At 53.9% G+C, this 22,391-nt stretch carries 26 protein-coding genes; 22 read left to right on the forward strand and 4 right to left on the reverse strand.

Annotated elements, in window-relative coordinates; genetic code table 11:
• The first annotated feature begins 98 nt into the window (after positions 1-98).
• The 13 genes from tsaD to V6575_RS17005 all read left to right on the forward strand — a co-directional run bounded on the left by tsaD (position 99) and on the right by V6575_RS17005 (position 10,831).
• Positions 99-1,205: a tRNA (adenosine(37)-N6)-threonylcarbamoyltransferase complex transferase subunit TsaD gene (gene tsaD, locus V6575_RS16945; RefSeq protein ID WP_340276020.1), complete on the forward strand. Its 1,107-nt coding sequence runs from the start codon at positions 99-101 to the stop codon at positions 1,203-1,205.
• Between the two features lie 113 nt (positions 1,206-1,318).
• The gene (locus tag V6575_RS16950) at positions 1,319-1,816 is read left to right on the forward strand and encodes an NUDIX hydrolase (RefSeq protein ID WP_340276021.1); all 498 of its coding nucleotides are present in this window, start codon (positions 1,319-1,321) and stop codon (positions 1,814-1,816) included.
• On the forward strand, positions 1,813-2,832 hold the full coding sequence (locus V6575_RS16955; protein ID WP_340276022.1) for an NAD(P)H-dependent glycerol-3-phosphate dehydrogenase: 1,020 nt from the start codon (positions 1,813-1,815) through the stop codon (positions 2,830-2,832). The genes V6575_RS16950 and V6575_RS16955 overlap by 4 nt, the downstream gene beginning before the upstream one ends.
• A gap of 85 nt (positions 2,833-2,917) precedes the next feature.
• On the forward strand, positions 2,918-3,208 hold the full coding sequence (locus tag V6575_RS16960) for a YciI family protein (RefSeq protein ID WP_340276023.1): 291 nt from the start codon (positions 2,918-2,920) through the stop codon (positions 3,206-3,208).
• Positions 3,209-3,634 carry an EVE domain-containing protein gene (locus tag V6575_RS16965; protein WP_340276024.1) on the forward strand — a complete coding sequence of 142 codons (426 nt, stop codon included), beginning with the start codon at positions 3,209-3,211 and terminating at the stop codon, positions 3,632-3,634.
• Positions 3,635-3,650: 16 nt separating this feature from the next.
• A complete protein-coding gene (locus V6575_RS16970) occupies positions 3,651-4,328 on the forward strand; it encodes a class I SAM-dependent methyltransferase (RefSeq protein WP_340276025.1) in 678 nt (225 codons plus the stop codon).
• Between the two features lie 137 nt (positions 4,329-4,465).
• A complete protein-coding gene (locus V6575_RS16975; protein ID WP_340276027.1) occupies positions 4,466-5,638 on the forward strand; it encodes a M20 aminoacylase family protein in 1,173 nt (390 codons plus the stop codon).
• A gap of 67 nt (positions 5,639-5,705) precedes the next feature.
• The gene (locus V6575_RS16980; protein WP_340276028.1) at positions 5,706-6,503 is read left to right on the forward strand and encodes an AlbA family DNA-binding domain-containing protein; all 798 of its coding nucleotides are present in this window, start codon (positions 5,706-5,708) and stop codon (positions 6,501-6,503) included.
• Positions 6,504-6,635: 132 nt separating this feature from the next.
• Positions 6,636-7,421: a sulfite exporter TauE/SafE family protein gene (locus V6575_RS16985; RefSeq protein ID WP_340276030.1), complete on the forward strand. Its 786-nt coding sequence runs from the start codon at positions 6,636-6,638 to the stop codon at positions 7,419-7,421.
• Between the two features lie 126 nt (positions 7,422-7,547).
• Positions 7,548-8,660, forward strand: a complete 1,113-nt coding sequence (gene leuB / locus V6575_RS16990) for a 3-isopropylmalate dehydrogenase (protein WP_340276032.1) — start codon at positions 7,548-7,550, stop codon at positions 8,658-8,660.
• Between the two features lie 119 nt (positions 8,661-8,779).
• On the forward strand, positions 8,780-9,196 hold the full coding sequence (locus V6575_RS16995) for a hypothetical protein (RefSeq protein WP_340276033.1): 417 nt from the start codon (positions 8,780-8,782) through the stop codon (positions 9,194-9,196).
• 197 nt (positions 9,197-9,393) lie between these two features.
• Complete coding sequence (locus V6575_RS17000; protein ID WP_340276034.1) at positions 9,394-10,515, forward strand: PQQ-dependent sugar dehydrogenase; 1,122 nt, start codon at positions 9,394-9,396, stop codon at positions 10,513-10,515.
• Entirely contained in the window at positions 10,505-10,831 is a 327-nt protein-coding gene (locus V6575_RS17005) for a c-type cytochrome (RefSeq protein WP_340276036.1), read from the forward strand. Before V6575_RS17000 ends, V6575_RS17005 begins: the two co-directional genes overlap by 11 nt.
• A 437-nt stretch (positions 10,832-11,268) precedes the next feature.
• Here V6575_RS17005 and V6575_RS17010 read toward each other — a convergent pair whose 3' ends face one another.
• Positions 11,269-13,485 carry an esterase-like activity of phytase family protein gene (locus V6575_RS17010; RefSeq protein ID WP_340276037.1) on the reverse strand — a complete coding sequence of 739 codons (2,217 nt, stop codon included), beginning with the start codon at positions 13,483-13,485 and terminating at the stop codon, positions 11,269-11,271.
• A 280-nt stretch (positions 13,486-13,765) separates the two neighbouring features.
• Here V6575_RS17010 and V6575_RS17015 point away from each other — a divergent pair, with 280 nt between their 5' ends.
• From V6575_RS17015 to V6575_RS17030, 4 genes are all read left to right on the forward strand, one after another.
• On the forward strand, positions 13,766-14,926 hold the full coding sequence (locus V6575_RS17015) for a M24 family metallopeptidase (protein ID WP_340276038.1): 1,161 nt from the start codon (positions 13,766-13,768) through the stop codon (positions 14,924-14,926).
• A gap of 109 nt (positions 14,927-15,035) precedes the next feature.
• Positions 15,036-15,158 carry a hypothetical protein gene (locus V6575_RS17020; RefSeq protein ID WP_340276039.1) on the forward strand — a complete coding sequence of 41 codons (123 nt, stop codon included), beginning with the start codon at positions 15,036-15,038 and terminating at the stop codon, positions 15,156-15,158.
• A 104-nt stretch (positions 15,159-15,262) separates the two neighbouring features.
• Positions 15,263-16,297, forward strand: coding sequence for an aspartate-semialdehyde dehydrogenase (locus V6575_RS17025; RefSeq protein ID WP_340276040.1), 1,035 nt, complete (start codon positions 15,263-15,265; stop codon positions 16,295-16,297).
• Positions 16,298-16,384: 87 nt separating this feature from the next.
• A complete protein-coding gene (locus V6575_RS17030) occupies positions 16,385-17,101 on the forward strand; it encodes a TenA family protein (protein ID WP_340276042.1) in 717 nt (238 codons plus the stop codon).
• Position 17,102: 1 nt separating this feature from the next.
• Here the strand turns inward: V6575_RS17030 and V6575_RS17035 are convergent, their stop codons facing one another.
• A complete protein-coding gene (locus V6575_RS17035) occupies positions 17,103-17,723 on the reverse strand; it encodes a DinB family protein (RefSeq protein ID WP_340276045.1) in 621 nt (206 codons plus the stop codon).
• Positions 17,724-17,994: 271 nt separating this feature from the next.
• Here V6575_RS17035 and pqqA point away from each other — a divergent pair, with 271 nt between their 5' ends.
• Genes pqqA through pqqE form a run of 5 tightly spaced genes read left to right on the forward strand, consistent with a single transcriptional unit; the run spans position 17,995 to position 21,331 of the window.
• On the forward strand, positions 17,995-18,096 hold the full coding sequence (gene pqqA / locus V6575_RS17040) for a pyrroloquinoline quinone precursor peptide PqqA (protein ID WP_340276046.1): 102 nt from the start codon (positions 17,995-17,997) through the stop codon (positions 18,094-18,096).
• Positions 18,097-18,131: 35 nt separating this feature from the next.
• Positions 18,132-19,094: a pyrroloquinoline quinone biosynthesis protein PqqB gene (gene pqqB, locus V6575_RS17045; protein WP_340276047.1), complete on the forward strand. Its 963-nt coding sequence runs from the start codon at positions 18,132-18,134 to the stop codon at positions 19,092-19,094.
• Entirely contained in the window at positions 19,091-19,930 is an 840-nt protein-coding gene (gene pqqC, locus V6575_RS17050) for a pyrroloquinoline-quinone synthase PqqC (protein WP_340276048.1), read from the forward strand. The genes pqqB and pqqC overlap by 4 nt, the downstream gene beginning before the upstream one ends.
• A 1-nt stretch (position 19,931) precedes the next feature.
• Complete coding sequence (gene pqqD / locus V6575_RS17055) at positions 19,932-20,243, forward strand: pyrroloquinoline quinone biosynthesis peptide chaperone PqqD (protein ID WP_340276049.1); 312 nt, start codon at positions 19,932-19,934, stop codon at positions 20,241-20,243.
• Entirely contained in the window at positions 20,240-21,331 is a 1,092-nt protein-coding gene (pqqE, locus tag V6575_RS17060) for a pyrroloquinoline quinone biosynthesis protein PqqE (protein WP_340276050.1), read from the forward strand. The genes pqqD and pqqE overlap by 4 nt, the downstream gene beginning before the upstream one ends.
• A gap of 14 nt (positions 21,332-21,345) precedes the next feature.
• Here the strand turns inward: pqqE and V6575_RS17065 are convergent, their stop codons facing one another.
• Complete coding sequence (locus tag V6575_RS17065; protein ID WP_340276051.1) at positions 21,346-21,999, reverse strand: carbonic anhydrase; 654 nt, start codon at positions 21,997-21,999, stop codon at positions 21,346-21,348.
• A 77-nt stretch (positions 22,000-22,076) separates the two neighbouring features.
• Positions 22,077-22,391 (reverse strand): DUF3240 family protein, encoded by a 315-nt coding sequence (locus V6575_RS17070; protein WP_340276052.1) that lies wholly within the window; start codon positions 22,389-22,391, stop codon positions 22,077-22,079.

Below are 22,391 nucleotides of genomic sequence, written 5' to 3' on the forward strand. Positions count from 1 at the left end.
TTCCCAATGTTAGGCCCGTGTTTGGGCAATAAACGTGGCGACTTTTTCAACGCCAGATGATAGGCCGTTGTCTAACATTGGCCAATGCAGCACCAGCAATGATTTCTGATAATACCAAATGCGACACGCAGTCGCTGACAGTCCTGGGCATCGAAACCAGTTGCGACGAGACCGCAGCGTCGGTCGTTCGCGGTCCGGCGAACCGGAAAATCTTGTCAAATGTGATCCGATCTCAAATCGACGAGCATGTTGAATTTGGCGGAGTTGTGCCAGAAATCGCCGCACGCGCGCACATCGACGTTCTCGACCGGATCGTCAAAGACGCCATGAAAGATGCGAGCTGCGACTGGAATGACATAGACGCGGTAGCCGCAACGGCTGGTCCAGGCCTCATCGGCGGCGTGATCGTGGGCTTGATGACCGCAAAAGCTATCGCCATGGCCGCGGGCAAGCCGCTGATCGCCGTGAACCATCTGGAAGGCCATGCACTAACAGCCCGCCTGACGGATGATCTGGCGTTTCCTTTTCTGCTACTGTTGGTTTCCGGTGGGCACAGCCAATTCCTGCTGGTCAAAAATGTCGGCGATTATCAGCGCCTCGGCACCACCATAGATGATGCCATTGGCGAAGCTTTTGACAAGACTGCAAAGCTCCTCGGCCTACCATATCCTGGCGGTCCCGCTGTGGAACGCATGGCAAAGCAGGGCGACGTTACCCGCTTCAAGCTGCCGCGCCCCCTTCTGAACCGCCCTGGCCTTGACATGTCCTTTGCCGGTTTAAAGACAGCTCTACGCACTCAGGCAAAGAACCTCGAACCCATTGACGAGCAGACCGTCGCTGACTTATGCGCGGCCTTCCAGCGCGCCGTTGCAGATGTTCTTGCAAGTCGCACCAAAACGGCACTGGCTCTATTTGCAGAAAGTTATCCAGGTATCGCACCAACGATTGTGGTTGCCGGTGGTGTCGCAGCCAATCAGGAAATTCGCAGTGCACTGACCACTGCAGCAGATGAGGCAGGCGCGCGCTTCATTGCTCCTCCAATGCAATTGTGCACCGACAATGCCGCGATGATTGCATGGGCGGGAATCGAGCGCCTGCGCCTTGGACCGGTCGATGATATGAAAATAGCCCCCCGGCCCCGTTGGCCGCTGGATCAGACAGCTGGTAGTGTCCTGGGATCTGGCAAAAAGGGCGCTAAGGTTTAGGAACCTTCCATCCTGTACCAATGCGCGAAGTTGCGGTCTCCCACAAGCTTACGGTTTCACAGGCCTCGCGAACTTGCTAGGTAAGAGTGCTCCTGCCAACATCGGATTCGTACATGATCACCTACCACAAGGCCTATGTCTATCTCACCTGTGGCAGCAAATTGTTGGTATTCAATGAACCCGATTCGCCAGAACTCGGCCTTCAGGTTCCTGGTGGAACAATTGACCCCGGTGAAAGCTATTTGATTGGCGCGCAGCGGGAATTCATCGAAGAAACAGGCCTGACACTCGACACAGCCTTTGAGAATTTCACGGATCAAGACCTACCGTTCGAAGCCCTTGTGGCAGACCGAAAAGTGATCCCTCCAACGGATAGGCCCCTCAAGGGCCGGCACTTGCGGAAAATGTTCCACGCCTCAATAGCGCAGGCTCCGAAGGAAGAGTGGGAGCATTTTGAAATGACGCCAAGCAACGGTGGACCACCAATTCGCTTCCGGTTGTTCTGGATTGATCTATTTGGTCCCACAGCAAAAGATCCAGCGAGTTTCTTCGCCTGCTTCGGTGAACCACTGGATGCCTTGCGCGCTCGTATCGCTGGAGCCAAAACATGAGCCAAAAAATAAATAACATACAGAAAGTCGCAGTGCTTGGCGGCGGCGGATGGGGCACAGCGCTGGCTCTGACCGCTGCCCGGGCCGGTCGAGACGTGATCTTGTGGGCCCGCGACCCTGGGACCATATCGGACATTCGTTCACGGCAACAAAACCAACGTTATCTGCCCGGCATCACCTTTGATGAGGAATTGCTAGCCACAAACAACCTGGCCGAAACGGCGAACGCCGATGCCATCTTGCTCGTCACCCCAGCGCAATCAACCCGGGAAATGCTCAAGGCACTGGCCACAGTTGGCACATTCAAAGTCCCTGTGATTCTCTGTGCAAAGGGTATCGAGCGGAGCACCGGGAAGCTTTTGTCAGACGTGCTCATCGAAGAACTACCGCAAGCCATCCCTGCCGTACTCTCCGGACCAAGTTTCGCCGATGACGTTGCCAAAGGCCTGCCCACCGCCGTTACCGTCGCTTGCGAGAATAAGACTCTTGCCGAAGCGCTGACAACAGCCCTGGCAGCGCCAGCATTCCGGCCATACGCCTCTACAGATGTCATCGGTGCCCAGGTTGGTGGCGCGCTGAAAAACGTTCTGGCGATTGCCTGTGGTGCTGTAGTTGGCAGAAAACTTGGAGCCAGCGCACAAGCTGCATTAACCGCCAGAGGCTTTGCCGAGTTGACCCGATTGGGCGCAGCCATGGGCGCGCAACAGGAAACCCTTACAGGTCTGTCTGGCCTCGGGGATCTTGTACTTACCTGCTCTTCAGCACAATCGCGCAATTTCCGCTTCGGGGTGGAACTGGGCGAGGGTCAGAATGCCGCAGATCTGATCGCCGCAGGCGGAAAACTCGCAGAAGGCGCTCATTCGGCTAAAATTGCGGTGGAGCTTGGCAAGCAGCATGGAATCGAATTGCCAATTTGCGAAGCAGTAGCCGAAGTTGTTCAGGGCAGCTCGTCCATCGACAAAGCTCTGTCATCCCTAATGTCCCGCCCTCTGAAACACGAAGACGGTAAGCAGTAAACTGCCGTCACAGGTGCCACAACAATAAATTTATTGAGTTTTCCCAGTCCCAACCTTACTTTCCGCCTGAAATAGGAGCCATTCAATGCTTTACGCAATCATAACCAGTGACAAGCCTGGCGCACTTCAAATTCGCCTCGACAACCGCCCTGCCCACGTCGCATTTCTGAAAGGCTTGGGAGACACTCTTAAGGCAGCTGGCCCTTTCCTTGATGACGACGGGAATATGGCAGGATCTTTGGTGATTATCGAAGCTGCAAACCGCGACGAAGCTTTCGCAATTTCACAACAAGACCCTTACGTAGCCGCTGAGTTGTTCGAAACCGCCGAGATTCGCCCATGGAATTGGGTCATCAAGAACCCTGAGGCAAACTAAGTGCAGTACTGGCTGATCAAATCAGAACCCGACAAATGGTCTTGGGAACAACAAAAGGCCAAGGGTGAAGAGGGCGAACCTTGGGACGGGATCCGCAATTATCAGGCGCGCAACAACATGCGCGCCATGGGAATTGGCGACAAGGCTTTCTTCTACCACTCCAACATTGGCAAGGAAGTTGTCGGTGTTGTGGAGGTCTGCAGCGGCATTCATCCTGATCCCAAGACCGACGATCCGCGCTGGGAGTGCGTTGATTTCAAGGCTGTCTGCAGCATTCCCAAGCCCGTCACCTTGGCTGCTGTCAAGGCAGAGCCGAGCCTCGCGGACATGTCTCTCGTCACCTCCATGCGTTTGTCGGTTCAGCCTGTGAAGGAAGAAGAATGGGCAATTGTATGCCGCATGGGTGGATTGAAGGAACCGGCATGACTGCGCCGGTTCCAAATTGACGCTCATCACGGACCCAAAGGCTTTTATTCGGAAGGAAACCCGGATTAAACCGGTGCCTCACGCTGAAGAAATACGACTTCATCTGGCCGACGAAGCAATGGACCTTTGGCAAAAGACCGAAGATGAACTGGGAGCCTTGGGCCTACCGCCACCGTTCTGGGCTTTTGCTTGGGCCGGCGGCCAAGCCTTGGCGCGATACATACTAGACACCCCGGATATCGTTCGTGGCAAATCAGTTCTGGATTTTGCCAGCGGCTCTGGGCTCGTTGGCATCGCTGCCATGATGGCTGGCGCCAAATCCTGCCATGCTGTCGACATCGATCCTTTCGCGCTTGAAGCTGGACGATTGAATGCCCCCCTGAACAACGTCTCTGTCACATTTGAGCAGGCTGACATCACCGATAGACCGCTTCCGGATGTCAATGTCGTCTTTTGCGGCGACGTCTTCTACGACAAGACCATGGCGGACAAGGTTCTGAGCTTCATTGATAAGTTTTTGACGAACGGAACGCCGGTTTTCGTGGGCGACCCAGGCCGTTCTTATCTGCCGAACGAGCGCTTGCAACACATCGAAACCTACTTCGTGCCGGTTGTTGGAGCTCTTGAAGACGCCGAAATCAAGAAAACCAGCGTCTACAGCCTCATGCTCACGCCTGAACAGAAAATGCTCTAGATCCTGCACACACTCGAATTATTTCCGCTTTTTTCAACCTGTCGTGACTTTCCCTTTTAAACTATTGGAGTAGGTTGTGTGCAATGGGCTGATAGCCCGCTCCATCCCTATAAGTTCCTGTTCCCAAGGAGTTTTAAATGCCTATCGTCAATCGTCTCGCCGAGTTTCATGATGAGATCACAGCCTGGCGCAGAGATATCCACGAGAACCCGGAAATACTCTATGAGACTGTCCGCACGGCCGGAAAGGTTACAGAACTTCTGGAGAGTTTTGGCCTGGATGAAGTCATCACAGGCATTGGCCGAACCGGCGTTGTCGGCGTCATCAAGGGTAAAAACGGTGGCGCTGGCAAGACCATAGGCCTGCGTGCCGACATGGACGCGCTGCCGATTCATGAAATCACTGGCAAAGAATACGCCTCCAAGACAGAAGGCAAAATGCACGCCTGTGGTCACGATGGGCATACAGCAATGCTTCTCGGAGCAGCCAAGTATCTAGCCGAAACGCGGAATTTCGATGGCACGGTCGTTGTTATCTTCCAGCCTGCGGAAGAAGGCGGCGCGGGTGCCAAGGCCATGATCGACGATGGCTTGATGACTCGCTGGCACATCGATGAAGTCTACGGCATGCACAATCAGCCGGGCATGCCTGTAGGCGAATTTGGAATTGCCAAAGGCGCGATAATGGCAGCAACCGACGAATTTGCCGTCAAAATTAAAGGCCGTGGTGGCCATGCGGCAAAGCCCCATGAAACAATCGACCCAATCCTCGTCGGCTCTCAAATTGTGACGGCCCTGCAATCGATCGCGAGTCGAAACGCAGACCCGCTCAAGTCTGTCGTTGTCTCCGTGACAGTCTTCGAAGCTGGAAATGCATTTAACGTGATCCCGCAGGACGCAATCCTTCGCGGAACCGTTCGCACACTGGATGCAGAAGTCCGTTCGTTGGCCCAGGAGCGTTTCACCGCACTCACCACCTCTGTCGCAGAAGCCTTCGGTGCCACCGCGGAAATCGATTACATTCTCGGGTACCCTGTTGTCGTAAACCACGATGAGCAGACGGATTTCGCAGCTTCCATTGCCGAAGGCGTAGCCGAAAAAGGCAAGGTTGATACAGGCGTGCTGCCAATGATGGGCGGAGAAGATTTCGCTTACATGCTGGAAGAGCGCCCTGGCGCCTTCATTTTCGCCGGTAATGGCGACAGCGCGGGCCTCCATCACCCGCTATACGACTTCAATGACGATCTAATTCCGATTGGCTGCTCATATTGGGTCAAGCTTATCGAAACAGCATTGCCTGCTGCGGCCTGATGCGGCTATTCAGGAGCAAGGTGCAGGATACTCCTCACCTTGCTCCTGAAGGTAGGCCTTTCTCGACATGGTCCGTTTTGCAAGTAGCCGAATCTCCCTGATGACAGCCTATCTTCTGCTGGGAGCTGTCGTCGGCGTTTTCATCATTCATCCGCTCAATCTGATGGTGGTTTGGTGGGAACTGTCCCGCTTTTCCGAAACTGCACCCACCTTTGTGGAATTCATGCGCGCCCGTCTTTGGTTGCTCATAATCCCGCGGCATTTCGACATTGTCATTGCCTATTCAATGGTTGGCGCAATCGTTGGCCTCGCTTTCGGGCTCTTCACTCGAAACTACATGACCACCGCCAAGGCCTACCGATCCCTGCGCGAAGAACAAATCGCCTTCATTCCTGATTTTATCAGACAAGGGGAAACTGATCGGGTCGAGTTCAAATCTTCCATCCGCTGGGACATGAATGAAAACCGGATCAACCGCAGCCTTGAAAAAGTCATCGCCAAAACAATTGCGGGCTTCTTCAATGCAGAGGGTGGTTATCTGATCATCGGCATTAATGACGCTGGCGAACCACTGGGCCTTGATAAAGATCTCTCAACGCTCCGGCATCCTGATCTTGATAGTTTTGAGCGCACACTCAATGACATTGTCACAAAATCGCTAGGCGGCGACCTGTGCCCGTATATTCACACGGTATTCGCGAAAATCGAGGACAAGGACGTCGCGATGGTGATCATTAGGCCCGCTCCGCGAGCGGTTCACCTGGAAGAAGGCAAGTCGTCAATCTTCTATGTCCGAAGTGGCAACTCTACCCGTCAACTGGATGTCCGTGAAGCGCTTGATTATGCCCGCAGCCGCTGGACATGATGCTGCTCATAACGACCATTTCAACGATGCAGTACCGCCCTCTTTATTGAATACGAATGTATACAAAAATAATTTTATCAGATAGGCTGCGGGATAAAAGCTAACACGCTCAAACAGGTCCGACCTTAGGCCATGTCCTTTCTATCCGATCTTTTTCTGAGTGCGTTTCAATTGCCAGACGCCCTTTCGAGTGCAAGCGCCTTTCTTTTAATCACAATCAGCTTTGCAACATCGGCCCTGACTGCTGCATTAGGTCTGGGCGGAGGCATCGCTCTCCTCGCCATCATGGCATCCGTTATGCCAATCGGCGCCTTGATACCAGTGCATGGCGTGGTTCAGCTGGGCTCGAACACCGGTAGAGCTCTTGTACAAATCCGGCATCTCGACCGCACAATTCTGCTCTGGTTCACACTCGGGAGCATCCTGGGCGCCTGGATCGGTGGTAACATCGTCGTCGCCCTCCCCGATGCCCCGCTTAAAATGGGTCTCGCCTTTTTCATTCTCTGGTCGGTTTGGGCTCGAAAGCCAAAATTTGACAAATTGCCACGCTGGCTCTTGGCAAGCGGTGGCCTCGTTGCAACCTTTTTGACCATGTTCTTTGGCGCGACCGGTCCAGTGGTCGGTGCCCTGATTTCGTCAATTGTGCCTGATCGCCTAACTTTCGTGGCCACTCATGCAGCCTGCATGACCTTTCAACATTGCCTTAAGGTCATCGTCTTCGGGCTTCTTGGATTTGCATTTGCGCCATGGTTCGGCCTTCTTGCAGCAATGATTTTTACCGGCTTCCTCGGCACGCTGGCAGGAACACACGTGCTGGGACGGATGCCGGAGGCAATCTTCAAAAGGGGTTTCAAGCTCATCATGTCCCTGCTTGCTCTCAACCTTATCTGGCAGGCAGCCCGCGTATTTATGGCTTGATTGATCTTTTGCCTCACCATGATTGAACTCTTTGCAAGCGCCTCCGCCTTGTCAGAGAGCAGGAGAGGCGCTAACCCAAGATCCACACGCATTCTTCATCAAAAAGAACACACGGGACGGACACCCATGGCGACACATAATTTGCTTCTCTTGCCGGGCGACGGCATCGGTCCGGAAATCATGACCGAAGTGAAAAAGGTCATTTCCTGGTTCAATGCCCGTGGCGGCGATACATTTGAGACCGACGAAGGCCTCGCCGGCGGCTCTGCCTATGATGCTCATGGTCAGGCCATCTCAGATGGTGACATGGCCAAAGCCATGGCTTCTGACGCTGTTATTTTTGGTGCCGTTGGCGGCCCCAAGTGGGACAGCGTTCCTTATGATGTACGCCCGGAAGCTGGCCTTCTACGTCTGCGCAAGGACATGGAACTCTTCGCCAATCTCCGTCCTGCGATTTGTTACCCGGCACTCGCCGATGCCTCTTCACTCAAGAAAGAAATCATCGAAGGTCTCGACATTCTGATCCTTCGTGAGTTGACCGGCGGCGTCTACTTCGGTGAGCCCAAGGAAATCACGGACCTCGGCAACGGTCAGAAGCGCGGCGTTGATACGCAGGTCTATGACACCTACGAAATAGAACGCATCGCGAAAGCAGCATTTGAGCTGGCCCGCACACGTGATGGCAAAGTCACGTCAATGGAAAAGCGCAACGTCATGAAATCCGGCGTGCTCTGGAACGAAGTCGTGACCGCCACGCACAAGAATGGCTACGAAGACATTGAGCTTGAACATATGCTGGCAGATGCTGGTGGCATGCAGCTGGTGCGTTGGCCGAAGCAGTTCGACGTCATCGTGACCGACAATCTGTTCGGCGACATGCTGTCTGATGTGGCTGCCATGCTGACAGGTTCGCTGGGCATGTTGCCATCTGCCTCCCTCGGCGCGCAGGATGCCAAGACCGGCAAACGTAAAGCCTTGTACGAGCCAGTTCACGGTTCGGCACCGGACATCGCCGGCACTGGCGCTGCAAACCCGATTGCAATGATCGCATCGTTCGGAATGGCCCTGCGCTATTCGTTCGAACTTGCCGCCGAAGCAGACATGCTAGACAAGGCGATTGCGAATGCTCTGGACAAGGGATTGCGCACCAAAGACATCGCATTGGATGGCGACAAGACGATCACTACGGTCGAAATGGGCAACGCCATCATTGCCGAACTGGACGCACTGAGCGCCTGAACTTGAAAACATGAAGACGGTCGCCAGAGGTCTTGCACACTGGCGACCGTTTTCGTTTATAAGCTCTCCGCAGCAACCCAATTTAAAAGACGCGAAACAGGACAGCAGGACACTGGATCATGAGCGATAAAATCGAACCCTTTCTCGGGACATGGATCCTTGATGCCAGTGAGAACGACTTCGAACAAGGCGAAGCTCCCAAGAGCGCCACGCTGAAAATTGAAGACAATTTCGGAATGGCAATCTTTTCCATGAACACTGTTTCGGCCGATGGTGAAGTGACAAACGACAATTTCGAAGCCATGCCGGACGGACCGGAAGTCAAGCTCGGGAAGAGCGGCCTGGTCGATGCCATGCGCCTTGTCTTCGAAACAGATCAAAAGCTTGTATCCGAAGCCCGCCGCGGAGGATTGACCATCATGAAGGCAACCCGCGAACTCTCCGACGACGGCTGCACTTTGACCGTGACCCAAACGGTCCACCTTGTGGATGTCGACAGCTTCACAAATGTCTCGGTCTATCGCAGAGCGCAATGAACGAATTTGCTTGATATCACAGGAAAAACCGTGCCGCTTAGTGGCACGGTTCGACATATACAAGGCGGCAAATGACTGATTTCGGCGCTTCTGAAATAGAATCCAGCGCAAGAGCCTTGAGCCTCATTCTGCTTGTACCTTAGTCTTTCTCCCGTCAGACGTTTATCATAGCCGCTGACATCGTTTGGGAGGACGATATGCTCAAGAAACTACTATGCAGCACAGTTGCGACCCTCGCTATTACCTTCACCGGTGCAGCACTGGCCGAAACTGATTACTCAGGCGTGCTCGAGAAAATTAAACTGCCGCCAGGATTCAAAATCGCTGTCTTTGCCGAAATGCCCAAGGCGCGCTCCATTGAAGTGGTCAAACCAAATGGCGTTATCTTTGTTGGCTCGCGTCATGGGCATGTTTACTCCATGGTCGACAGCAACCGCGACGGAGTGGCCGACGAGGTCAGCGAACGGGTCAGCGGGCTGAATGTACCAAACGGCATTGCGGCTCAGGATTCTCAACTTTACGTCGCCCTGCAGGACAAGATCACCAAATGGCCTGTGCCTGCCGAATTTGATACATCCCTTCCTCTCCAGCCCTTGCTGCCAGTCAAGGAAGGCCTGAAAGACGAGTTCCTGCACGGCTGGCGCTATATTGGTTTCGGACCTGACCGGAAGCTCTATGTTGCACTCGGCGCGCCCTGCAATATCTGTGAGCTTGAGGATAACACTGGCAAGATCGCCCGGATGGATCCAGACGGTTCCAATTGGGAAATTGTCGCCAATGGCGTCCGAAATTCAGTTGGCTTTGACTGGCATCCAGTCACAGGAGAGCTTTGGTTCACCGACAATGGTGCCGACGGCATGGGAGATGACACACCACCAGACGAATTGAACCGGGTGACGAAAATCGGCCAACATTTCGGCTTCCCCTATCGAGGTGGCAAGGATACCAAACTCGCGGGCTATGAAGAAACTGATCCGCCGATGGAGGTCACACCGGCAGAGATCGAATTTCAGGCCCATTCGGCTAATCTCGGCATCGACTTCTACGAAGGCGAAATGTTCCCTGCCGAGTACAAAAACGATGCTTTTGTCGCCCAGCACGGCTCCTGGAACAGGACCACGCCCGTTGGCTACCGCATCATGCGCATTCGCTTCGATGAGGCTGGAAACGCTGTTGGCAAGGAAGTCTTTGCCGATGGCTGGCTGTCGAGCGGCTCTGCGGTCGGGCGTCCGGTCGACATCGAGGAAATGGCGGACGGGTCACTGCTGGTCTCTGACGACTTCGCCAATGTAGTCTACCGGATATCCTATGATCAGTAGACTACTTTGTGTAGGCGGGCTTTTGCTCGCCTGCTCGTTCCCATCACATGCTCAGGATGCAAAAGCTGGTCGCGACAAGGCGCGTATGTGCACGGTCTGCCATGGGGATCTTGGCATCGCAGTCGCGCCAAATGCGCCAAATCTTGCCGGTGAAAATGCAGCCTATATCGCCAATCAGCTGAAGGCTTTCAAGTCCGGCAAGCGCCAGCACGAACAAATGACGATCATCGCCAGCGGTCTGTCCAACGAGGATATCGCTGATTTGGCCAGCTGGTTTTCAAAGATCAAGATTGAGGCAACCGCGCCGGACCTCTGATCCAAACTTGACTAAAACAAAATGCAATGACTGCAACGCCCGGAAGCATTTCACCTCCGAGCGCTTTTCTAATTTTCAACCTTTGCGACGTGGCTCATGTTTCGTATCACCTCGCCCAGATTTTGGAACTCTCTCCAGAGTAGTCGTCGCGGGACGCATCTTCGTTTCTTTTACAGGAACGAATTTACCAGTAATAGAGTCTCGACCTACATCAAAAGTTTTTCTGTTACTCATTTAAAAATCCTATTTTAGTTTCGCTTTTGCCTTGGGAGGCAATATTACCTTACGTCGATTCGTTCGCAAGAACAATATGTAAACAAATAGTGTACAATACAGCATTTAAGTGAACTATGTTTCGTTTGAACAAACGAAAACGCCCGGACGCATTCAAGCATCCGGGCGTTCCCATAATCTGTCTTGGGAGGACCGTTCCTCGTTTAGTGCAGGCGAGACGCAGGGCCGAGGTTGATCAACAGGGTTTCACCCGGTGCATCGTCCACACCATCATTGTCTGTGACCAGAAACAGGCGCCCGTCAGATGTCACGGTCAGGCCTTCCGGCTTGTCCATGATCCAACCCTTGCCAGCGGCCAGTGCAGGAAGAATGTCCATCGCCATGTGCTTTTCCAGAACCGGAAGAGCTTCACCGTATTTCGCCGGTGTCACGCCCTCAAGAGACACAACAGTGATCTGCTTGATCGCCGCGTCTTCTCCGCCCTTGTTGTCACGCTCCAGAATTGCGAACTTTTCGCCACCCAGGGAAACGATCTCAGACAGACCAACCCAGCCACCAGCCGGGCTTGCAGGAGTTTCGAGCGGATAGTGAACAAAGCCCCAGGACTTATCGGCAGGATTGTAGATGCCGATTTTCGTCATGCCCTTTGGATCGTCTTTCCATTCGCGCTGAACTGCAACAGCAACCATTGGCTGACCGTCTTTTTCGAACTCAGCAACACCCTCGAGAGAAAAACGCTTGGCCTGTGCGACTAGAGCTACAGGAAGTGTGATTTCTTCCTCAACCTTACCCTCAGCAGAGACCTTCAGAAGGAAATGCTGCATTTCCTTTTTCGCGTTGCCTTCAGACGCAAGCCAGAAGCCGCCGTCCTTGGCAACCGAAATACCTTCAAGGTCGTATTTCTTCGCAGTGCCACCTGTCAGATCCACATGCGATACAATCTTCGCAGGCTTCTCGGACACATCGAGCGTGAAGATACGCGCTGCGTCGTAGAAACTGTCGCTGACGGCATAGAGCTTGTTGGCATCGGCAGGATCAGCAGCAAGACCGGAAAGAGCACCCCAACCGATTGGCGCGCGTGTTTCTGGGTCCGTGACAGAGACAACCATCGGATAAGAAGGAGCCTCAGCACCGAACTGGTAAAGCCCAACGTGTGCACGTACACCGTCTTCGTCTACTTCGTTGGCAACCGCAAGAAGGTCACGCTGTGGGATCGCCAGAAGGCCTTCAGGTCCAACATGCGTTGGCAGGAACTGGACGAACTCAGGTTCCGCTCCAGTGTCTTTGTAAACAGCAACAAAGTTTCCGCGCTCGGAGCTGACGAAAATCAGGGTTTCGCCACCAAACTCGCCAACTGTAACACCCTCAGGCTCGGTGCCCTTCTTGTGGGCGCGCTTTGCCGGGTAGTGACCATTGGCCATTCCAAGGTGTTCCATGGCGTTGCCACTGTCGAAGAGAACATCGCCCTTGGTGTTCCAGATCGTGAAACCGCGCGAACCACCTTTATAGTCGCCTTCATTTGCCGTGACAAAACGCTCGTCATCAATCCACGCCACCGCATCCGGTTCACGTGGCACATCCTTGAGCGAGCCGGAGGCGTCGCTCATACGTGCTTTTTTAACCGGGATGGCATCGATATCGGCCGTACCAGCTGAGAAATGGGCAGTGATTTTTCCGGAAGCCAGATCAACTATGGCAAGGTGATTGTTTTCCTGAAGGGTTACAACAGCCTGGTTCTTCGAGTTGATCGAAACAAACTCAGGCTCAGGGTCGGTGCCCCCAACTTCAGCGATACCCGTCATGTCGACGATGCGAACATTATCGCAATTGATCGGCTTGCCGTCAGCATCCAGATCGAAGATTGCCAGATGACCGGCAGGCATCTGCGGCAGAGCGCCGTCATTCAGGTCTTCATCGCGCTCGTTCTCGATCGCAATGGCAACGAACTTGCCATCAGGAGACACCGCAATGCTGTCCGGCTGACCCTTTGCGTCGCATTTTGCGGCAAGTCCCAGGCCTTCCAACTCAATCACGGCCATGTAGCCGGATGCATTCACGAAATCTGCGCTGGTGTTGACTCCGGCATAGGCAGCCTTGGAGCCAAAAGCAACGGATGTCGGCTCGCCGCCAAGGGCAACACGCCCCTTAGGCTTAATGTTGATTGGGTTCGTGGCATCCACAAACACAATCGCTTCACCTGGACTGTCAGTGAAGCCAAGCGTTCGGCCATCCTTGGAAGCTGAAATGATTTCAGCAACAGTCTCGGTCGCTGGATCAACGCCTTCGTCCAATGTTTTGTAAACTGGGTAGCTGTTGATACGCTCGAAAAACGATCCAGCTTCAGCGGCAAAAGCGCTGCCAAGGCTAAATGTGACAGCAAGGCTAATGCTAGCCAGGAAATGCTTGCGCAAGGTGGTCATAAAAATCCCCGAAGGTTAAGAAAACAGGTCGAATTCTGGCGCGAAACTAGGCCTGAGCGATGGACTTTCCATGACAGTCGCTTGAAGTTTTCATGACAGCCGCAAGCGGCGTTTACAAATCGAGCGCCCAGCAAATTCATCTTCCGTTCGATTTGCAATTAATCTGCCGTGAGCGCCCCGTAATTCCTTTGACACACAGCACAATTCGCCTTTCACTGATGACAACTGCACCGAAGAAATCCAGCAAGGTCGCGACTATGGGAAACATTCAAACTGCCACTTGCCGCCTCTCTATTCGATGACACAGGCTGCCGATTTCCCAATCGAAGAATATGAAGCCCGGCTGGAGCGCCTCCACAAGGCTATGAAGTCCGCGAAGATGGACGCCATATTGCTGACAACGGAAGCGGAAGTGCGATATTTCACCGGCTTTCGAACCCTGTTCTGGCTCAGCCCAACACGGCCCTGGTTCCTCGTGATCCCGGCAAACGCTGCTCCCATCGCCATTATCCCAGAAATAGGTACCCACGTCATGGCATCGACCTGGGTAAGCGATATTCGAACCTTCTCTTCGCCGCATGAAAACGATGACGGAGTGTCATTGCTCGTTGACGTGCTCAAAGACAAACCACGGATCGGGTTGCTGATGGGGCGGGAAACCACGCTCCGAATGCCTCTGAATGATTTCATGGTTTTGAAAGATAGTCTTCCAGCCAGCGAGTGGACCGATGCGACCGCTGCGGTCCAGTCTCTGCGGATGATCAAATCTGAGCGAGAAATCGCCCTCCTGTCTCAGATCTGCAGCATCGCCTCAGGAAGTTTCGAAAGAGCTGCGAGTTTCCTTCATAGAGGGCAAACTTTGAAAGAGGTGTTCCGGGCCTTCAAGATCGACCTTCTGGCCAGCGGTGCTGATGATGTACCCTATCTAGTGGGCGGAGCAGGCCCGGGCGGATACAATGATGTCATCTCGCCGCCAAGCGACAGACCACTAACGGACGGCAACGTCCTGATGCTTGATACTGGCGCAACGCTCAACGGCTATTTTTGCGACTTCGACCGAAACTACACAGTGGGGCCTGCCAGCGACGCCACACACAAAGCCTACGCAACCCTCCATAGAGCCATTGATGCGGCACTGGATATGGCCCGCCCCGGCGTGACTTGCGCAGACCTCTTCATGGTGATGGCGAATGCCATAGGTGGTTCAAAAAGCGATGTCGGACGATTTGGCCACGGCCTTGGCATGCAGCTGACGGAAGCGCCATCATTGATCGATTTCGACCGAACAATTCTTAAGGAAGGCATGGTGCTGACCCTTGAGCCCAGTATGGCGATTTCTGACGGAAAAATTATGGTCCACGAGGAAAACATCGTCATACGCGACGGCTCACCTGAGCTTCTGACACGTCGGGCGCCAACAGAAATTCCGATCCTAGTTTAAGGCAAATGGCATCGAACACAGGCCACAGCCAGCGCTTTGGCTTACCACCTGTTGACATCCAAGCTTTTCCGGGCAAAAAAGCACCACTCTTGACCACTGGAGCATAAGCATGGCTCGGCGCACTGCCGACATTTTGAAAAAGCAAACGACGGTTTCGACCGGCGGTGCTTTTGCCTGCGCAACCCCTGCCCCGACAACCACCGTCAAACCGACTACGACCACCACCGCCTAACGGTGCCGCTCGTCCCGCTCCCCGGGGATGGGGGGCGCTGACAGACCGGCTGGTTGAAAGACCGCAAAGCCGGGTGAGCGGGGAGACGGATGAGGAATTTCAAAATGGGTTACAAAATTGCAATCGCAGGCGCCACCGGCAATGTTGGCCGCGAAATGCTCGACATTCTGGATGAGCGCGGCTTCCCGGCTGACGAAGTCGTGGCACTGGCCTCTCGCCGCTCCCAGGGCACCGAAGTCTCGTTCGGCGATAAAACGCTGAAGGTTCAGGCAATGGAGAATTACGACTTCTCCGACACAGATATTTGTCTGATGTCCGCAGGCGGCACCGTTTCGAAGGAATGGTCTCCGAGGATTGCAGCCAAGGGCTGTGTTGTCATCGACAACTCATCCGCCTGGCGCTACGACTCGGACGTACCGCTGATCGTTCCTGAAGTGAATGCCGATGCGATCAAGGGCTTCAGCAAAAAGAACATCATCGCCAACCCGAACTGTTCAACCGCTCAGCTCGTTGTTGCGCTGAAGCCTTTGCATGATCACGCAAAGATCAAGCGCATCGTCGTATCGACCTATCAGTCAGTCTCCGGCGGTGGCAAAGAAGCCATGGAAGAGCTGTTCAACCAGACGCGCGCAGTGTTCGTGAACGATCCGATTGAGCCAGCCAAGTTCACAAAGCGGATCGCTTTCAACGTCATTCCGCATATCGATGATTTCATGGAAGACGGCTACACCAAGGAAGAATGGAAGGTGCTTGCCGAAACCAAGAAGATGCTCGACCCGGCAATCAAGGTGACCTGCACCGCCGTGCGTGTGCCAGTCTTCATCGGCCATTCCGAAAGCGTGAACATCGAATTTGAAAACGAAATCTCTGCCGAGGAAGCGCGGAACATCCTGCGTGAAGCGCCCGGCTGCCTCGTGATCGACAAGCACGAAGACGGCGGCTACATCACGCCTTACGAAAGCGCAGGCGAAGACGCGACCTATATTTCTCGTATCCGCGAAGATGCAACAGTCGAGAACGGCCTGAACATCTGGATCGTCTCGGACAACCTGCGCAAAGGTGCTGCTCTGAATACAGTTCAGATTGCAGAGGCCCTGATCAACCGTGGTCTGATCAAGCCGAAAAGTGAAGCTGCCTGAAGATCATTTTAACACAAGCGCGCCATGAGTTCGGCGCGCTTGTTCGCTTCTCTTTACATCATCATTTCAAGGAAGGATGCCGTATAGATGGCTTCCAATTCCCGCCTTTCCTTTCAAGACTTTGCAGCACAAACACCATCTGCTGGATTTAGCGACTGGTTGGCCGCAAACGCTGGCCCATCCTGGGCGGCTGCCACCGACCACCCTTTCACAAAGGCAATTGGCGACGATACGATGCCAACGGCAGCCTATGTGAGATACCTGATTGAAGACTATACCTTCGTCATCGATCTTTGCTCCACGCTTGGCTACCTGGTGGCCAAAGCGCCGTCCATGCAGTCAAAGGCAAAACTAAGCGCCTTTCTCGCACTGGTGACCTCTGAAGAAAACGACTATTTCGAACGCTCTTTTGCAGCTCTTGGTGTCCCCAAAGAGACTTATCAGACAGCCGCGCAAGGACCGGTTACACGCCAGTTTTCAGATCTGTTGCTGCAATCAGCTGGCAAGGGCACATACGCAGACGGCCTCGCCTGCCTGCTATGCGCCGAGTGGGTCTATCTCGTCTGGGGCCTGCGAGAAGCGCAAAAGCCACGACCAACCCATTTTTACCTCGCTGAATGGATCGACCTCCATGCGGTCCCAGGCTTTCAGGATTTCGTTGGCTGGCTACGTACCGAAATGGACAACACCGGCCCGGACCTGGATCCGGCAGCTCAAGACAGGCTCGCTGATTTATTTGAAAATATGTGCCGCCTAGAAGTCGCCTTTTTTGATGCTGCCTGGGCCGCACAAGACGGCAAATAGATCATTCAAATCCCGGCATGAACGGAAGGTCCGTCACACCAATATCAATTCCGGCTTGCGACAACAAAGTGCTGATCTGGCCGCGGTGATGGGTCTGATGATTGAAAAGATGGGTCACGCAGATCCAACGTGGACGGGTCCGCTCAACCTGATCACTGGAGCTGATCCAGACCAGATCACCCGCAAGCCACTCCTGGGTTAGCGAGTTCGCAAAGGCCACAATATCCTCGGCAATAGCCAGATGATGTCCGCGTAATTCCTCGAAGTCAGCGTAAAGATCAACGCCCATGCCCGCGACGGCGTAGTCAACTTCCGTAAATCGGCCCATCCAAGCCCTATCGCCAAACAAAATATGGTTCAACGTCGAGTGAACTGACTTGAAGAACGCACCGCGATCCTCCTTGCGCGCTGAATCATCCATTTTTGCAGCTGCAGCATAGAGCTTGACCGTCATCCATTGGTTATAGGACGCCAGTGTTTGGTAGAGTGCAGGATCAATCTGAGCCATCACGTTTTCTTTATCATCGAGAATTGGGACACCACGCGCAGCCATAGCCGAGTTGCCGCGCTTTTCAGGAGACCCATCATCCTGCGCTTCGCTACGCATTGTCAACGGAAGCATGGCAGCAAGCCAACCATCAGAAATTAGAAACTGAGACTCAATATTTACAGTAACTTGGCGGCTTCAAAATCGTATATCTGAAACAAAGACCAAAAAAAATTATGGCAGGAAAACTGAATACATCGCACTGCACAATATAAGTTGAATTTTCATCACCCATACCTTCACGCACATGACTGTTTAAAGCAAAACACCGACTAAGGTGGCACTCCCCACCCAGAGACCAAGTGATAATGTCCTATGGCGTTTACATTCGTGAGGAGGAAACATCATGAAAACTTGGACCAAGCCAGCCATGACCGCCGTAGAAGCCGGTTTTGAAGTGACCCGCTACATGCCTGCTGAAATCGGCACATGTAGCCGCAAGAAGTAATCTGAATTGAACACATGCACTCAAGGAGGTGCCCGGTGAAAATCAGGGTCCTCGGATCAGCGGCCGGCGGTGGATTTCCCCAGTGGAATTGCAACGCCCCACTCAGTCGCTCAGTGCGCGAAAAAAAGCCCGGCTTTCTCGTCCGCACACAGTCTTCAATGGCTGCCAGTGCGGATGGGCAAAGCTGGGTTGTTTTCAATGCATCCCCCGACATTCGTGAACAAATTGCAGCCACGCCAGACCTTCAGCCACACGCTGATGGTCCTCTGCGACATACACCCATCAAAGCCGTGGTACTGACCAACGCTGACGTTGACCACATTGCCGGTCTTCTGACGCTTCGAGAGCGTGAATCATTCATTCTTTACGCCACCAGCAGGGTACTCCAGACCCTGTCTGAAAACAGTATCTTTAATGTGCTGAACCCTGAAGTCGTTGAGCGGCGCGAACTCCCTTTGCAAGGTATTACAGAGTTAGAAGGCCCAGACGGACCGATTGGCTTATCTCTGGAGACATTCTCAGTCTCAGGAAAAGTGGCCTTGTTTCTGGAAAATGAAGCCGATGATAACTTCGGCACCGCCGATGGCGACACAATCGGAATCTCACTCAGGCAAACAAGCGCCCAAACCGCGAGCGAGCCAACAAAACCTGAAAAAGACAAAACGCTTTATTACGTGCCCGGCTGTGCTGGCGTTGATGACGCCTTGAGACACCGCATTTCTGGCGGTGCTTGCCTGATGTTCGACGGAACCGTCTTTCACGATACGGAAATGGCAGACACAGGCGTTGGCGCCAAAACCGGCAGCCGCATGGGCCATATGGCGATAAGCGGCAAAAACGGCACTCTGGCTGCACTCCAGGATGTTGCCCTTGGTCGGCGCATTTTCGTCCATATCAACAATACCAACCCCATTCTCGACCCAACGTCAGATGAAGCCAAAACAGTTGAGAATGCCGGTTGGGAAATCGGTTATGACGGCATGGAGTTATCGCTATGAATTCTGCCGCCTCAATGTCTGAAGGAGACACGACCAAGCAACGCGATACTCAAAGTGGCGTCAGACCGACTGCCGCTGATGAAATCCGCAAGGCTGGACGTCTGCTGCCCCCTGCAGGTCTCGAACAAGCCCTTCGTACTGCCGGTTTTGACCGCTATCACATCCATCATCCGTTCCATAAAATGATGAATGCCGGTGATCTGACCAAGGCACAAATGCAGGCCTGGGCGCTAAACCGATATTGCTATCAGGCAACCATCCCGAAGAAAGACGCAATCATTCTTTCGCGGTCCGAGGATCCGGAGTTTCGCCGAGAATGGCGCAAACGCATCATCGACCACGACGGTGAGGTGAATGGCGAAAAAGACGGCGGCATCAAGCGCTGGTTAAAGCTTGCCGAGGGATTGGGTCTAGACACGGACATGGTCCAATCTCGAAAATACGCATTGCCCGCGACCCATTTCGCGGTCGATGCCTATATCGATCTTGTCTCCAATTCCTCGCTTTTGGTGGCGGTCGCGTCTTCCCTGACAGAGCTGTTTTCGCCGGTGGCCATCGGCGAGCGGGTTCCCGCCATGCTGAACCGCTACGATTACATCACCGAAGACACGCTGGTCTATTTCAAGCCGCGTATGCATCAGGCCCCCCGCGATTCCGAACACGCGCTCGACCTGGTAACCCGCTGGGCCGACACGCCGGACAAACAGGCCGATGCGGTCGATGCCCTGCTGTCAAAATGCAACATCCTTTGGGCCATGCTGGATGCCTTGCATTTCGCCTATGTCGAGCCAGGTTTGATTGCACCAGGATCCTTCCGCCCGCCGGATGCCAAATAACATGATGAACCATGGACGAAGCCGCCTTCAGGTCACCAAGGACAGTTGCCCTTTTTTGCCGCCCCATGTGCATCTGCGATTTGACGACCTCCGCAGCAAATGGGTTGTCTTGGCGCCGGAAAAAGTGCTTTGGCCGGATGATATCAGCGTCGATATTCTCAACCTTTGCAATGGCCAGGCCACTGTCACTGAGATCGTTGACGGGTTGGCAAAAGACTATGACGCCCCCCAGGACCAGATCAGACCTGACGTTCTGGGTTTTCTGCAAGAGTGGTGCGACAAGCTGCTCATCCACTGTGAGGTGCGCCAATGACAACACCTCTTATTGGCCCACCCCTTGGCATTCTGGCAGAGCTGACCCACCGCTGCCCATTGCAATGCGGCTATTGCTCCAACCCTGTTGAGCTGCTCAAAGCCAACTGGGAACTCGGCACCAAAGCCTGGATCGACACGTTCGAACAGGCAGCGGACCTCGGCATTCTTCAGGTACATCTGTCGGGCGGCGAGCCAACCCTGCGCAAGGATCTGGACGAAATCATCGCCTGTCTCAGCCAGCGTGGCGTTTACACAAATTTGATCACGGCGGCGGTCACCCTGACCTTAGACAAGATTGCGGGCTATGCGGGGGCAGGCCTCGATCACGTGCAAGTCAGTTTTCAAGGCGCCCGGCCTGAAACAACTGAGCTTGTCGGCAACTACAAGAACGCCCATAAAAAAAAGCGACAGGCCGCAACCTGGGTGCGCGAACTTGGGTTGCCACTCACTATCAATGCGCCAATTCACAAGTTGAACATTCAGGAAGTCCCCGAATATGTTGATCTGGCATTGGAGCTTGGCGCAGAACGGCTCGAGATTGCCAATGTGCAATATTACGGTTGGGCCTATCTGAATCGCGCAGCTCTGTTACCTGACTATGATTCAGTCATGCGACAGGTCGATTATGTCGAAAAAATACGCGAAGAACTGACCGGCATACTCAACATCGATTTCGTCACGCCCGACTATTATGCGGACTATCCAAAACCCTGCATGGGCGGATGGGCCAGCGATGCATTCATGGTGACCCCAGAGGGACTGGCCTTGCCTTGCCATGCGGCCCAGTCAATCACGACCCTGTCCTTCGACAAGGTCACGGACAAACCACTCAAGGACATTTGGGAAACCTCAGAGGCCTTCAATCGCTATCGCGGCTTCGACTGGATGCCCGAACCCTGTCGGTCCTGCGAGCGCAAGGAAATAGACTTCGGTGGGTGCCGCTGCCAGGCATTTGCTATGACGGGCGACGCCGCAGCCACGGACCCGACCTGCATCAAGTCCCCGCATCACGCAACCCTACGTGATCTCCCACCAGCAGAGCCCATTCGCAAACGTGTAATGAGTAAAATGCCCGTATCGGCATAAAATCAGCCCTGCGGCTACTTGGACGCAACAGCTGCGTTTGCGACCTCAAAAGTCTGGGTACTTGGATCCATCACACGAAGCTCACCAGATCCAATGTCAAACCAGGCCCCGTGAATGGCCAGTTCTCCTGCCTCAACGAATTTGCTGACAAAGGGGAATGTCATCAGATTTTTCAAGGACTGGCGCACACCGGCATATTCCATGGCGAGCTGCGGATCATCCAATTTGTCGACCGGCATACAGGCCATGGAGATCGCAGCAGGCTCAAGGAGCTTGATCCATCGGCCGATGAAGTCGCCTTTGAGCGCAGGCGCATTTGCATTTTCCCGGAACGCTTGCACGCCGCCGCATTTGGCATGGCCCATCACGACGATGTGGTTCACATTGAGCGCTGTAACAGCATATTCAATCGCGGCGCTTGTGCCGTGCTGACCATTTGTTTCTTCGAAAGGCGGCACAAGATTAGCCACGTTGCGAAGAACAAAGAGCTCACCCGGCCCCGCATGGAAAATGCCTTCGGGCGTCACCCTGCTATCACAGCAGGAAATGACCATGGCTTTCGGTTCCTGGCCATAAATAGCCAGATGCTCATGCGTTTCCTTGTAGCGCACGAAGCCTTTTTCAACGTATTGGCCATAGCCGGTCAACAGACTTTCAGGGAACGTCAAAATTTGGCCTCCGTGATCAACAATTAAGAATGTTCAAGTGCTTATAGAAGAAACCAAACACCAATGCCAACAGGGGTTTAGAACCGTTCTATTCTCAGAATTTGACAATCAGTCACGCTAACCACACCAATATGTCGTTTCACGACTTTGAAAGCAGCATCAAGAAGATCCTCAAGCAGCTCCTCCCGGATGATACAGATGACGGCAACCATGCCGCCAGCACGAGACACCTGGCCTTCGCGGCTCCAACGGCCGGACCGCCCACTGCCACCCAGAACCGGCAACACCGTATAGCCAGTCACACCCGCCGCGTTCAAGGCGTCTGTAAGCCGTTGTTCCATAGGACTTTCGATGATGATCTCAACCCGCTTTGCATCGCTCGTTTCAATCAT

This window comes from Roseibium algae (genome assembly GCF_037783265.1).
In the GTDB taxonomy this organism is placed as follows: domain Bacteria; phylum Pseudomonadota; class Alphaproteobacteria; order Rhizobiales; family Stappiaceae; genus Roseibium; species Roseibium algae.

Bases quoted from the DNA above. Each gene is read 5' to 3' on its own strand.
- pqqE (WP_340276050.1), top strand. From the start codon at position 20,240: ATGACAACACCTCTTATTGGCCCACCCCTTGGCATTCTGGCAGAGCTG.
- V6575_RS17000 (WP_340276034.1), top strand. From the start codon at position 9,394: ATGCTCAAGAAACTACTATGCAGCACAGTTGCGACCCTCGCTATTACC.
- tsaD (WP_340276020.1), top strand. From the start codon at position 99: ATGATTTCTGATAATACCAAATGCGACACGCAGTCGCTGACAGTCCTG.
- leuB (WP_340276032.1), top strand. From the start codon at position 7,548: ATGGCGACACATAATTTGCTTCTCTTGCCGGGCGACGGCATCGGTCCG.
- V6575_RS16960 (WP_340276023.1), top strand. From the start codon at position 2,918: ATGCTTTACGCAATCATAACCAGTGACAAGCCTGGCGCACTTCAAATT.
- V6575_RS16995 (WP_340276033.1), top strand. From the start codon at position 8,780: ATGAGCGATAAAATCGAACCCTTTCTCGGGACATGGATCCTTGATGCC.
- V6575_RS16955 (WP_340276022.1), top strand. From the start codon at position 1,813: ATGAGCCAAAAAATAAATAACATACAGAAAGTCGCAGTGCTTGGCGGC.
- V6575_RS16985 (WP_340276030.1), top strand. From the start codon at position 6,636: ATGTCCTTTCTATCCGATCTTTTTCTGAGTGCGTTTCAATTGCCAGAC.
- V6575_RS16975 (WP_340276027.1), top strand. From the start codon at position 4,466: ATGCCTATCGTCAATCGTCTCGCCGAGTTTCATGATGAGATCACAGCC.
- pqqD (WP_340276049.1), top strand. From the start codon at position 19,932: ATGATGAACCATGGACGAAGCCGCCTTCAGGTCACCAAGGACAGTTGC.
- V6575_RS17010 (WP_340276037.1), bottom strand. From the start codon at position 13,485: ATGACCACCTTGCGCAAGCATTTCCTGGCTAGCATTAGCCTTGCTGTC.
- V6575_RS17035 (WP_340276045.1), bottom strand. From the start codon at position 17,723: ATGCTTCCGTTGACAATGCGTAGCGAAGCGCAGGATGATGGGTCTCCT.
- V6575_RS17070 (WP_340276052.1), bottom strand. From the start codon at position 22,391: ATGATTGAAACGAGCGATGCAAAGCGGGTTGAGATCATCATCGAAAGT.
- V6575_RS17025 (WP_340276040.1), top strand. From the start codon at position 15,263: ATGGGTTACAAAATTGCAATCGCAGGCGCCACCGGCAATGTTGGCCGC.
- V6575_RS17005 (WP_340276036.1), top strand. From the start codon at position 10,505: ATGATCAGTAGACTACTTTGTGTAGGCGGGCTTTTGCTCGCCTGCTCG.
- V6575_RS17030 (WP_340276042.1), top strand. From the start codon at position 16,385: ATGGCTTCCAATTCCCGCCTTTCCTTTCAAGACTTTGCAGCACAAACA.
- pqqC (WP_340276048.1), top strand. From the start codon at position 19,091: ATGAATTCTGCCGCCTCAATGTCTGAAGGAGACACGACCAAGCAACGC.
- V6575_RS17020 (WP_340276039.1), top strand. From the start codon at position 15,036: ATGGCTCGGCGCACTGCCGACATTTTGAAAAAGCAAACGACGGTTTCG.
- V6575_RS16980 (WP_340276028.1), top strand. From the start codon at position 5,706: ATGGTCCGTTTTGCAAGTAGCCGAATCTCCCTGATGACAGCCTATCTT.
- V6575_RS16950 (WP_340276021.1), top strand. From the start codon at position 1,319: ATGATCACCTACCACAAGGCCTATGTCTATCTCACCTGTGGCAGCAAA.
- pqqA (WP_340276046.1), top strand. From the start codon at position 17,995: ATGAAAACTTGGACCAAGCCAGCCATGACCGCCGTAGAAGCCGGTTTT.